Source organism: Pseudomonas sp. KH_050 (genome assembly GCF_057838875.1).
This window is the reverse complement of sequence record NZ_CM174478.1, coordinates 3,873,189-3,884,209: the sequence shown is the minus strand read 5'-3', so window position 1 is coordinate 3,884,209 and position 11,021 is coordinate 3,873,189. Positions and strand designations below refer to the sequence as shown.

At 55.8% G+C, this 11,021-nt stretch carries 9 protein-coding genes and 1 pseudogene; 7 read left to right on the top strand and 3 right to left on the bottom strand.

The features are described from left to right. The gene (locus AC3IUA_RS17565; RefSeq protein ID WP_489355776.1) at window positions 1–759 is read left to right on the top strand and encodes a class I SAM-dependent methyltransferase; all 759 of its coding nucleotides are present in this window, start codon (window positions 1–3) and stop codon (window positions 757–759) included. Beyond that, window positions 746–1,993, top strand: coding sequence for an MFS transporter (locus AC3IUA_RS17560; RefSeq protein ID WP_489355774.1), 1,248 nt, complete (start codon window positions 746–748; stop codon window positions 1,991–1,993). The genes AC3IUA_RS17565 and AC3IUA_RS17560 overlap by 14 nt, the downstream gene beginning before the upstream one ends. On the opposite strand, the gene proS is transcribed toward AC3IUA_RS17560, so the two are convergent. Further along, window positions 1,985–3,475: a proline--tRNA ligase gene (gene proS, locus AC3IUA_RS17555; RefSeq protein ID WP_489355772.1), complete on the bottom strand. Its 1,491-nt coding sequence runs from the start codon at window positions 3,473–3,475 to the stop codon at window positions 1,985–1,987. The two genes, AC3IUA_RS17560 and proS, sit on opposite strands and share 9 nt — an antisense overlap. Before the next feature lie 198 nt (window positions 3,476–3,673). Here proS and AC3IUA_RS17550 point away from each other — a divergent pair. From AC3IUA_RS17550 to AC3IUA_RS17535, 4 genes and pseudogenes are all read left to right on the top strand, one after another. Next, window positions 3,674–3,814 (top strand): annotated as a pseudogene (locus tag AC3IUA_RS17550) (hypothetical protein); the annotation flags it as partial. Between the two features lie 363 nt (window positions 3,815–4,177). Beyond that, window positions 4,178–5,224: an NAD(P)-dependent alcohol dehydrogenase gene (locus AC3IUA_RS17545; protein WP_489355770.1), complete on the top strand. Its 1,047-nt coding sequence runs from the start codon at window positions 4,178–4,180 to the stop codon at window positions 5,222–5,224. Window positions 5,225–5,249: 25 nt separating this feature from the next. Then, window positions 5,250–6,158 carry a helix-turn-helix domain-containing protein gene (locus tag AC3IUA_RS17540; RefSeq protein ID WP_489355768.1) on the top strand — a complete coding sequence of 303 codons (909 nt, stop codon included), beginning with the start codon at window positions 5,250–5,252 and terminating at the stop codon, window positions 6,156–6,158. A 303-nt stretch (window positions 6,159–6,461) separates the two neighbouring features. Continuing rightward, a complete protein-coding gene (locus AC3IUA_RS17535) occupies window positions 6,462–7,433 on the top strand; it encodes an IS110 family RNA-guided transposase (RefSeq protein ID WP_489355766.1) in 972 nt (323 codons plus the stop codon). Between the two features lie 1,352 nt (window positions 7,434–8,785). Here AC3IUA_RS17535 and copD read toward each other — a convergent pair. Then, window positions 8,786–9,739 (bottom strand): copper homeostasis membrane protein CopD, encoded by a 954-nt coding sequence (copD, locus tag AC3IUA_RS17530; protein ID WP_489355764.1) that lies wholly within the window; start codon window positions 9,737–9,739, stop codon window positions 8,786–8,788. A gap of 3 nt (window positions 9,740–9,742) precedes the next feature. Continuing rightward, window positions 9,743–10,108: a copper homeostasis periplasmic binding protein CopC gene (gene copC, locus AC3IUA_RS17525; protein WP_489355762.1), complete on the bottom strand. Its 366-nt coding sequence runs from the start codon at window positions 10,106–10,108 to the stop codon at window positions 9,743–9,745. 174 nt (window positions 10,109–10,282) lie between these two features. Here copC and AC3IUA_RS17520 point away from each other — a divergent pair, with 174 nt between their 5' ends. Continuing rightward, entirely contained in the window at window positions 10,283–10,903 is a 621-nt protein-coding gene (locus AC3IUA_RS17520; RefSeq protein WP_489355760.1) for a TetR/AcrR family transcriptional regulator, read from the top strand. The last annotated feature ends 118 nt before the right edge of the window (window positions 10,904–11,021 follow it).

The following is an 11,021-nucleotide window of genomic DNA, read 5'->3' as shown; positions in this document are numbered from 1 at the left end:
ATGGCCCATCCCCTCTCTACTGCCTATACCAATAAATCCGAGATGTATGACAGTGCGAGACCGTCCTACCCGCAAGAGGCTGTCCTGTTCATACAACGTCAACTCGATTTATCGCAGGGCTTACCGGTACTGGATGTCGGTTCGGGAACCGGAATACTTACTCGACAATTGGCGGCTACCGGCATGCCGATGATCGGAATCGAACCTGACGCACACATGCTGGCCAAGGCCAAGGCACACACCGAACAGCCAAACGCCAGTTATCGCTTTGGAACGGCCGAGCAACTGGGGGCGGCGCCGCACTCGGTGGCGGCACTGGTATGCGGCCAGTCCTTTCACTGGTTTGAACCAGCCAGCGCCCAGTCTGAATTCAGACGAGTGCTGGCGACCGACAATCCGGTGTTCCTCATCTGGAATATTCGCAGCCCCGACTGCGATAAGTTTCACCGTGCTTACGAACAATTGCTGAACGATGCCTTCGAACGTTATGCCGAGACGTTGCAAATCGACGAAGCCCTGGAAAGCCGGGTCCGGCAGTTTTTTTCCGGTCCCTACGAGGAACGCACGTTCCACAATAGTCAGCAACTGAGCGAGTCGGCTCTGCTTGAAAGAACCCTGTCCTGTTCCTATGCGGCGCAGCCAGGAACACTCGAATATCGTACGGCCAGCAACGCCCTGAACGCCTTGCATCAGGAGTACCAGCAAAACGGCTTTGTTTCACTCAACTATAAAACGCGTGTGGTCTATGGGCGTATTTAACCGAATGGGCCTGAGTCGGTTGTTCAGCGGATCGGCACTGGTAGTGCCGCTGTCGTTTTTCCCGACGTTGGCACGGGCCGCTTTTCTTTCCTACTTTCTGATTTTTCTGAAGGAGCGCTTCGACCTTTCGGTGGATCAGATCGGGCTGTTTGTCGGCGGGTTTATTCTCCTGAGCTCAGTGTCCAGCTTGGTGTTCGGCTCGGCACTGGACAGGTTGAGTCTCAAAGCCTTGATGCTGACCTCATCCGTCATCCAGTCAGCGGTGTACTTGAGCCTGTTTATGTTCAACTCGCTGGCCCTGGTTTTCATCCTGTGCCTGCTGCTCAATCTGGCTTACCTGTCACTGGAGACAGCCGTGCGCATGTGCATCGCCCGATTGTTTCCTCCGCAGGAAACCGCGTCGGTGCTGTCGCTCAAATACACCTTCACCAACACCGCGTATGCATTGGGGCCGCTGATCGGGCTGTGGCTGAATCGCCAAGGTGTTTCGCCATTGCTGTTCTGCAGCGCATCGGCGTTGATCTTTATTCTGGTTGCCGTCAATCCGTTTGCATTGCCGAGGGTGGTCGATCAGCAAAACGTCGAAGGCGAAGGGTGGTTCGGTTCGCTGGCAATCATGGCCAAGGATCGCAATCTACTGAAGTTCACGGTAGCCAGCGTCTTGCTGGCCGGAGTGTTCGGGCAGTTTCACATGTACGTGGGCCAGTATCTGATCACGACCCATTCCACCGCGCAAATGTACGAGATCATCAATGTGGTGTTTGTCACCAATGCACTGACTTCGATCCTGTTGCAATACCAGATCGGTCGCAGGGTGGCTGCTGAACGATTCAGATACTGGATCTGTGGCTGCATTCTGGCGTTCCTGATCGGGCTGATGGGGTTTGCTTTCTCCAGCAACCTCTATTTATGGGGCTTGTTCACTGCCATCTTTACGGTGGGAGAAATAATCATTCAGCCACTGGAATTTTTCTACATCACCCGTATCGCACCGGCGCACATGGCTGGGGCGTATTACAGTTCGCAAAACTTCACGTACCTGGGCGCTGCTTCGACTCCGGTGGTCTGTGGTTTCATTCTTGCCGATTTCAATCCGCTGTATTTTTTATTGTACTTGTTGGTGTTGCTGATGGTCGGCGGTGTGATTTTCTATGTAGAAGGGGGCAAGTTAATCCGACCGGAAGCAAAACAGCCCCTGGCAAATGGGGCTGTTGGTGATCAGGGATCAATATGACTTTGCATAGAGTGCCCAGAGTCTGGTGGGCTGACCCGTAAACAAACAGGAGGCTGCAGCCTTGGGTTGAACCAGTGGAATACAGCGAACCGTTACACCCAGTTCGCTGATGGTTTTCTCAATTTTCTCGTCATTAATGAAAGGCGCGAGAACGAATCTATTGATTTTGTCTTTACGCTTGAATATTTGCTTAAAGTCTTCGAGCGTGGTGACGGTCTCTGTGTTATCGAAAAGTTTCTTTCTGGCACTTTTAAGCATGCCTGTCTGGATAGATTTCAGTATTTTTGACACGTCCTTTACAAAAGTATTGATGTCCATATTCAAGATTTTCTTACTGTGGTCTCTGCAGGAATAGGTGACCATGTTCTGTTCCAGTTCCTTTATCCCGACCTCGACCCGAACAGGCACGCCGCGCTTGATGTGATACCACTTTTTTTCGCCGCCATTCATGTCCCGCTTATCAACGTTTACACGCAGGTTTTGTCCCTTCAGTTTTTTTCGGGAGATCTGCTTTTGCAACTTGTCGCAATAAGCATGGATGGCTTCGGCATCCTGTTCACTGCGTACGATCGGAACAATGATGACCTGCGTCGGTGCCACCCGCGGTGGGATCACCAGGCCATCGTCATCGCCATGGGCCATGATCATTGCACCAATCAAACGCGTGGAAACGCCCCACGAAGTGGTCCAGGCCAGTTCTTTTACCCCTTCCTTGTTAACAAAGCGGATGTCTGATGCCTGGGCAAAATTTTGTCCCAGGAAATGTGAGGTGCCCGCTTGCAAGGCCTTACCGTCCTGCATCATTGCCTCGATGGTGTAGGTGCTGACAGCGCCCGGGAAACGTTCCCATGAGCACTTTTCACCCTTGATTACTGGTATGGCCAGGTGCTCGACAGTAAACCGCTCATAGATATCCAACATCTTCAGCGTCTCGTCCAAGGCCTCTTCACTGGAGCCGTGAACGGTGTGGCCTTCCTGCCACAGGAACTCTGAGGTGCGCAGGAAGATTCTTGGACGCATTTCCCAGCGCAGGACGTTGGCCCACTGGTTGATGAGTAGCGGCAGATCCCGATAACTTTGCACCCATCGTGAAAAGGAGGCACCGATCACCGTTTCGCTGGTAGGCCTGATGATCAAAGGCTCTTCCAGTTCACCAGCGGGAGTGAGTTTTCCATCTGCGGTCTGTTTCAGACGGTGATGGGTTACAACTGCGCACTCCTTGGCAAAACCATCGACATGTTCTGCTTCTTTTTGAAGAAAGGATAATGGGATCAAAAGTGGGAAATATGCGTTCACATGGCCTGTATCCTTGAATTTTTGATCAAGCTCTCGTTGAATCTGTTCCCATATACCATAGCCCCAAGGGCGGATGACCATGCAACCTCTAACGGGAGAATTTTCAGCCAGTTCAGACTGGCTGATGACTTGTTGATACCATTCGGAAAAGTTTTCACTTCTTGTAGGTGATATTGCGTTTTTCATAATGCCCCGGCTTTGAGAAGACAGCGTGTGATTTTGAGATTGGTGTTGTGTAGGTGTATGTATATTTTTTGAGGTTTGAAATTTCAAGAACTGATATTTTTTGTTTGATTTTTCGGAAAATTCTTTCAGGCAGTTCTCTTTTTTTGTAAGGTTTTTTCGTTTTCTTTGCGCGACGCTTGAGCAATATTAAGGTTGTTTGGCGTCATCATAGATTCGCACAGTCACGGCACCACCCAGATCGGCGACACCTTCAGCGAAGGCGAGGCACTGGATTTCACCGGGATCCCACACTTCGCCCCGGAACTGTTCCGGCGTGTGCGTCTGAAGGATCCGCTCAAGTGCTGATGAAGTTTTGTGGCGAGGTAACTTGCTCCCGCTGGGGCGCGAAGCGTCCCTAAAACCTGCAACTGCGGTTCTTCAGGTAGACCTCGTCCGCAGATTTTACGACTGCTTCGCCCGAGCGCGGACCGGCCGGCGGGAGCAAGTTCCCTCGCCACAGGGTGAGTAACTCGCATCTCCTGCCAACCATCACAACACCAATCCCCACGCACTTGCAAAAAACCATCGCTGCGGCGAAACCACCGCGCTAGCTGCCTTTGCGCGCCAATGGGATTCTGGCGTTACGGCCAGCCGAACCTGTTCAGGTGTTTTCCACCTGCGGGAGTCGGTATCGAACCGGCCTTCCGACAAGCGAGGTTCACCATGCAAGCCCTGGTTCTGGAAAAACAACATACCCTGACGATCCGCGATGTCGAGCTGCCGCTGGTCATGGGCCCGGACGATGTGCGGATTCGTGTCCACACTGTCGGTATCTGCGGCAGCGATGTGCATTACTTTACCCACGGCAAGATCGGTCCGTTCGTGGTCGATCAGCCGCTGGTGCTCGGGCATGAAGCGGCGGGAACCGTGGTCGAGGTCGGTAGCCGGGTACGGCATCTGGTGGTCGGGGACCGGGTATGTATGGAACCGGGGATTCCCGAGCCGACCTCGAAAGCCTCGCGCCTGGGTCTCTACAACATCGACCCTGCAGTGGTGTTCTGGGCGACGCCGCCGGTGCACGGTTGCCTGACGCCGGAAGTGATTCATCCGGCAGCGTTTGCCTACAAACTGCCGGCCCACGTCAGTTTTGCCGAAGGCGCACTGGTCGAACCCTTTGCCATCGGCATGCAGGCGGCGGTGAAAGCGCGGATCAAACCCGGCGACGTGGCGGTGGTGATCGGTGCCGGCACCATTGGCATCATGACTGCCCTGGCGGCGCTCGCGGCCGGCGCCAGTCAGGTGTTGGTGTCCGATCTTATGGAAGAAAAACTGGCGATTGCCCGGAGTTACGATGGCATTATTGCGATCAACGTCCGCGAAACCGCATTGCCGGCCAGGGTCGCCGAGTTGACCGACAACTGGGGCGCCGACGTGGTGTTCGAAGCCAGCGGCAGCCCGCGCGCCTATGACGACGCCCTGGCCAGTGTCTGCCCTGGCGGTGCGCTGGTGCTGGTGGGCATGCCGGTCGAACCGGTGGCATTTGACGTGGTGGCCGCCCAGGCCAAGGAAATCCGTATCGAAACGGTGTTCCGTTATGCCAATGTCTACCAACGGGCGGTGAACCTGATCGCCAGCGGCAAGGTCGATCTGAAACCGCTGGTCTCGGCGACCTTTCCCTTTGCCCGCGGCGTCGAAGCGTTCGAGCGGGCAGCCAGTGCCTTGCCGGGGGATGTAAAGCTGCAAATCAGCTTCGACCCGACCCTGAGTTGACCTGACAGAACGGAACCCCTGGGTGATGAACAGCAAGAAAACAACGGAAAAGCTCTCCGAGCTTGAAGTGATCTTTACCGAGCCACAGCACAGTTTTCGCTGGTACGAGCATGACTACCCGTACCCGTTGGCGCGCTGGAATCATCATCCGCAGTTCGAGATCCATTTGATTCGCCACGGCAGTGGCCGGTTGTTCGCCGGGGACTACATCGGCCACTTCGGCCCCGGGCACCTGGCGTTGATCGGGCCGGGACTGCCCCATGACTGGATCAGTGACCTGGCGCCCGGCGAGCAGATTATCGGGCGCGATGTGGTGTTGCAGTTCGATGGCGAAAGCTTGTTGAAACTGCGCGAAACCCTGCCGGAACTGGACGAGTTGCAAGGCTTGTTCAGTCGTGCGCGGCAGGGCATCGAGTTCAGCGGCGCGACTCGGCGTCAGGCCGCCGAGCTGCTCGAAGAGATTGGCCGCAGTCGCGGTCTGAAGCGCCTTGCGCTGTTTGTCTCGCTGCTGCAAACCCTCAACGAGGCGGGCTCAGGGGAGAGCCGGACCCTGGCCAGTCAGCAGTACGCGCCGATGCTCGACAGCCTGACCTCCGAGCGCATGGCGCAGGTCTTCGATTACATCCTCAAGGATCTGCACGAAGAGCTGCGCATGTCGGTGATCGCCCGCCAGCTGGAGATGAGCGAACCGGCCTTTTCACGGTTCTTCAAACGCACCACCGGGCATACCTTTGTCGACCTGACCCGCAAACTGCGAGTCCAGCGTGCCTGTCGCCTGTTGCTGCAAAGCCGGTTGTCGATTTCGGACATCTGTTTCGAGGTGGGGTACGCCAACCTGTCGAACTTCAATCGACACTTTCGCCATGAAATGGCCGAGACACCGTCGGAGTACCGCAAGCGCCTTGAGCTTGGTCCCCGTCATCCGCAGGCTTGATGGTTGAACGCCGAGAGATTTCTGGCGCACGCGAAATCGCCAGGATCGCAGCCTGCGGCAGCTCCTTGTATCTCGACTATCGCTCCGCCAGGAGCGATAGTTCTCGACTGATCATCGAGGGAGGGATTTGGAAGCCGTGCAGCTCCTTAGGCCTAGAGCCTGCGACGTAGATCGTGCTCCAACCCTCCACACTCACTCATATAGTTCGAACGGTATCTTGGGCCCGTCTCTGGCGAGAGCCCGCATTCGCAAGGTTGGACAGAGTGCAGTGATGATCACAATTGATTCAATTGGGAGACGATCATGTCCGATTATGTTGGCGTCGACGCCGCTAAACACACCTTTGACATCGCCAAATACCTGCCTAACGGCAAACATAAAACCAAAGCAAAATTGCCCAATGCAATCAAGGGGTTCGAGGAGTTCCACGCCTGGCTGCAGAAGCACGTCGAGCCTTCAGCCTTAATCGTGATGGAAGCCACCGGCATCTACCACGAAGCGCTGGCCGAGTTCTTGTACAACAAGGGCTATCGGGTCTGTGTCGTCAATCCTGCGCAGACCAAAGCCCATGCCAGGAGTGATTTGCAACGGGTCAAAACAGACAAGACCGACGCCAAGCTAATCGCCGATTTCGCCAAGGAAAAGCATGAAAAGCTAACGCTGTGGGCGCCGGAGCCACTGAAGTATCGACAGGTGAAGGCCATGGTTCGTCGCCTGAACGACCTTCAGGAAATGCTGCAAATGGAACGTAATCGTCTGGACGTGTCCGACGACAGCGTCAAGGTTTCGATCAATTCCGTCATCAACCACATCCAGAAAGAGATTGCCGAAACCAAAAAGGCGCTGAAGAAACACATTGATGACGACCCGGACATGCGCCAAATGCGCGACTTGGTGGTGACCATTGATGGCATTGCCGACAAATCGGCGCAGATGCTTTTTGCCGAGCTGGGCGACCTGCGAAAGTATTCGAATCCTCGACAAATGGTGGCGGCGGCGGGCTTAAATCCAAAGCTGGAAGAGTCTGGCCAGCTTAAGGGCCGCACCTTTATCTCGAAAATCGGATCAGCGCGACTCCGCACCGGGCTCTACATGCCAGGTCTGGTGGCGATGCAGCATAACGAAGCGATTATCGCGCTCAAAGAGCGATTGAAAGCCAACGGCAAGGCCCCCAAGCAGATCATCTGTGCAGCGATGCGCAAGCTGCTGCACATCATCTTTGGAGTGATCAAATCGGGCCAACCATTTGACCCGAAACTTGCGCTTGCCCGGTGAGGGTTAAGACGGTATCTACGCCGACCGTATTCATCCTTGGCATCACAGGTGTATGAAAATCCCTGTAGGAGCTGCCGCAGGCTGCGATCTTTTGATCTTCGCGTCTAACTCAATCATCCGCAGGTTTGATGGAACGCCGAGAGATTTTTGGCGCATGCATGATCGCCAGGATCGCAGCCTGCGGCAGCTCCTACGCCGACCGTATTCACCCTTGGCATCACAGGTGTATGAAAATCCCTGTAGGAGCTGCCGCAGGCTGCGATCTTTTGATCTTCGCGTCTAACTCAATCATCCGCAGGTTTGATGGTTGAACGCCGAGAGATTTCTGGTGCACGCGAAATCGCCAGGATCGCAGCCTGCGGCAGCTCCTACGCCGACCGTATTCACCCTTGGCATCACAGGTGTATGAAAATCCCTGTAGGAGCTGCCGCAGGCTGCGATCTTTTGATCTTCGCGTCTAACTCAATCATCCGCAGGTTTGATGGTTGAACGCCGAGAGATTTCTGGTGCATGCGAAATCGCCAGGATCGCAGCCTGCGGCAGCTCCTACGCCGACCGTATTCATCCTGGCATCACAGGTGTATGAAAATCCCTGTAGGAGGTGCCGCAGGCTGCGATCTTTTGATCTTCGCGTCTAACTCAATCATCCGCAGGTTTGATGGAACGCCGAGAGATTTTTGGCGCATGCATGATCGCCAGGATCGCAGCCTGCGGCAGCTCCTACGCCGACCGTATTCATCCTTGGCATCACAGGTGTATGAAAACCCCTGTAGGAGCTGCCGCAGGCTGCGATCTTTTGATCTTCGCGTCTAACTCAATCATCCGCAAGTTTGATGGTTGAACGCCGAGAGATTTCTGGTGCATGCGAAATCGCCAGGATCGCAGCCTGCGGCAGCTCCTACGCCGACCGTATTCATCCTTGGCATCACAGGTGTATGAAAATCCCTGTAGGAGCTGCCGCAGGCTGCGATCTTTTGATCTTCGCGTCTAACTCAATCATCCGCAGGTTTGATGGTTGAACGCCGAGAGATTTCTGGCGCACGCGAAATCGCCAGGATCGCAGCCTGCGGCAGCTCCTACGCCGACCGTATTCATCCTTGGCATCACAGGTGTATGAAAACCCCTGTAGGAGCTGCCGCAGGCTGCGATCTTTTGATCTTCGCGTCTAACTCAATCATCCGCAGGTTTGATGGTTGAACGCCGAGAGATTTCTGGCGCACGCGAAATCGCCAGGATCGCAGCCTGCGGCAGCTCCTACGCCGACCGTATTCATCCTTGGCATCACAGGTGTATGAAAATCCCTGTAGGAGCTGCCGCAGGCTGCGATCTTTTGATCTTCGCGTCTAACTCAATCATCCGCAGGTTTGATGGTTGAACGCCGAGAGATTTTTGGCGCATGCATGATCGCCAGGATCGCAGCCTGCGGCAGCTCCTACGCTACCCATCGGTGGCAATGTCCCCAGCAACGAAACCGCCGCCACCGCGGTCACGCCCAGCAGCCATTCAATGATCACACTGGTGCGCAACGTCGACAGGCGTTGCTCAGCGTCTTTCAGCCACTGCCGATTGAACAGCGCCAGCACCAGCATGCCGCCGACGAGTGCGACCTTGATCAGCAGGATCAGCGCAAAACCGGACCACAACGGCGTCGGCCAAAAGACCCCGGTGAGTACCCGGATATTGATCAATCCGCTGACCAGCAAACCGGCCACCAGCCCATAGCCGATACCGCTGAAACGTCGCAGTATCCCATCGATTGGATGGCCAGCCGGTTGTAGCAGGATCAACACCAGCAACAGCAACCCGCCGAGCCAGGCACCGACGCAGGCCAGGTGAATCAGCTGATTGAGGATCAACAACTGGCCGTCGAGACCGTCGAGCATGGCGCCGTGGCCGACTGGCGCCAGTGTGGCCAGTAGCAGGCTCGTCAGGATAAGGCGTAACGGCAATGAGCTTTGCAGTCGAGTCATCAGGCACACGACCAGCAACAGATTGAGCAACAGGTGCCAGCGCCAGACCTGTCCGAAAAAGGTCTTGCTCAGGACTAGCTGCACGGTCGGCAGGTCAAGCGCCGCCGGCCATGACCCGGCCATGCTGGCGGTGATCAGCAGTAACCAGCAGAGCCCGCTGGCCAGGGCCAGCAAGGCGAGCAGCCTGGTCACGCCGGCGAGGCGTCGATCCAGAGTCGCGAGCGTATCGGTCAGCGGCGCGCGGCCCAACAGCAAGGGCCTGAAGACACAGGCGCCAAACAGCATCAACACCACGGCGAAATGCAGGAAACGACACAGCACCAGCGTATTCGACATGAATTATTGGCCAACCTTGAAGCGGTAATGGCCTTGGCTTTTGTGGGTGTCGACCGATACCGCCTGCCACTCGACCTTGTAGTCACCGGCTGCCAGCGGCGCTGCCGGGGTCACGATCAGGGTCTTTTTGTCGGCGGCTTCGGTGGCGATGCTTTTGACCGGCACATCAGCGCCATCCTTGCTCAGGCTGACTTTGCTGAAGGTCGCTTCAACCCCTTCGGAGAACACCAGCCGCAGGTCCATGGGCGCAACAGCAGTGCTCTCGGCGGCCGGCGTGGCACTTTCCAGATGAGCATGGGCGAACACCGAAGACGCAGCGAACAGCGAGCTCAGCAGGACTGCGCGGGTCAGGTTTTTTTTGAGGAGCATCGTTGGGTACCTTCAATGAGTACAACGGGGACGTTAATAGAACATGAAGCGCGAGAGGAGTGGAATACCTCTTGGGCTTTGTGCGAAGTCTAGCGTACGAAGTTTCGTTTTCGGCTGTCGCCCCGAGCTAGAGCGGATGCTAGTCTTGATCAACGCTGTAGCCAGGGAGCCCTCATGGGCAATCACAAGATCGAGATTCGTCGCAGTAACGTCGAGAAAATTCTGCTGGCGGCGGAAAAAATCTTCGCCGAGAAGGGCTATGGCAGTACCGCGATGGCCGATATTGCCAAAGAAGTGCAACTGCCGCGCTCCAACCTGCATTACTACTTCAGCACCAAAAGCGAGTTGTACAGCGCGGTGTTGTTCGATCTGCTGGAAGTGTGGAAGCAGGACGCGCTGTGCTTCGAGATGTTCGATGATCCGCGGGTGGTGCTCAGCAGCTATATCCGCGCCAAGATGAACCATTCCCGCAGCCGGCCTTATGGCTCGAAAGTCTGGGCCAATGAAATCATCCACGGTGCACCGACCCTGGGCGAGGCGCTGGATGCCAGCCTGTACGACTGGGCGAAAATGAAGGAAGCAAAGATCCGTCAGTGGGTGGAAGACAAGCGCATCCTCGCGGTGGAGCCCTCGAGCCTGCTGTACATGATCTGGGCCTCGACCCAGCACTACGCCGACTTTGATCACCAGGTGATGATCCTCAATGATCACCAGCCACTGTCGGACATGCAGTTCGAGCGAGCGGTGCAGACGGTGACCAGTGTGATTCTTCGGGGGATCGGGTTGGAGCCTTGAGGGGTGGCCTGAAAAGATCGCAGGCTGCGCCAGCTCCTACGCCGAGCGCGTACACCTGCAATATTGCGAATGGATCCATAGGAGCTGGCGCAGCCTGCGATCTTGTCAGGTACACCCC

Coding starts and splice junctions, on each gene's coding strand:
- copD (WP_489355764.1), bottom strand. CDS start 9,739: ATGTCGAATACGCTGGTGCTGTGTCGTTTCCTGCATTTCGCCGTGGTG.
- AC3IUA_RS17560 (WP_489355774.1), top strand. CDS start 746: ATGGGCGTATTTAACCGAATGGGCCTGAGTCGGTTGTTCAGCGGATCG.
- AC3IUA_RS17545 (WP_489355770.1), top strand. CDS start 4,178: ATGCAAGCCCTGGTTCTGGAAAAACAACATACCCTGACGATCCGCGAT.
- proS (WP_489355772.1), bottom strand. CDS start 3,475: ATGAAAAACGCAATATCACCTACAAGAAGTGAAAACTTTTCCGAATGG.
- AC3IUA_RS17535 (WP_489355766.1), top strand. CDS start 6,462: ATGTCCGATTATGTTGGCGTCGACGCCGCTAAACACACCTTTGACATC.
- AC3IUA_RS17540 (WP_489355768.1), top strand. CDS start 5,250: ATGAACAGCAAGAAAACAACGGAAAAGCTCTCCGAGCTTGAAGTGATC.
- AC3IUA_RS17565 (WP_489355776.1), top strand. CDS start 1: ATGGCCCATCCCCTCTCTACTGCCTATACCAATAAATCCGAGATGTAT.
- copC (WP_489355762.1), bottom strand. CDS start 10,108: ATGCTCCTCAAAAAAAACCTGACCCGCGCAGTCCTGCTGAGCTCGCTG.
- AC3IUA_RS17520 (WP_489355760.1), top strand. CDS start 10,283: ATGGGCAATCACAAGATCGAGATTCGTCGCAGTAACGTCGAGAAAATT.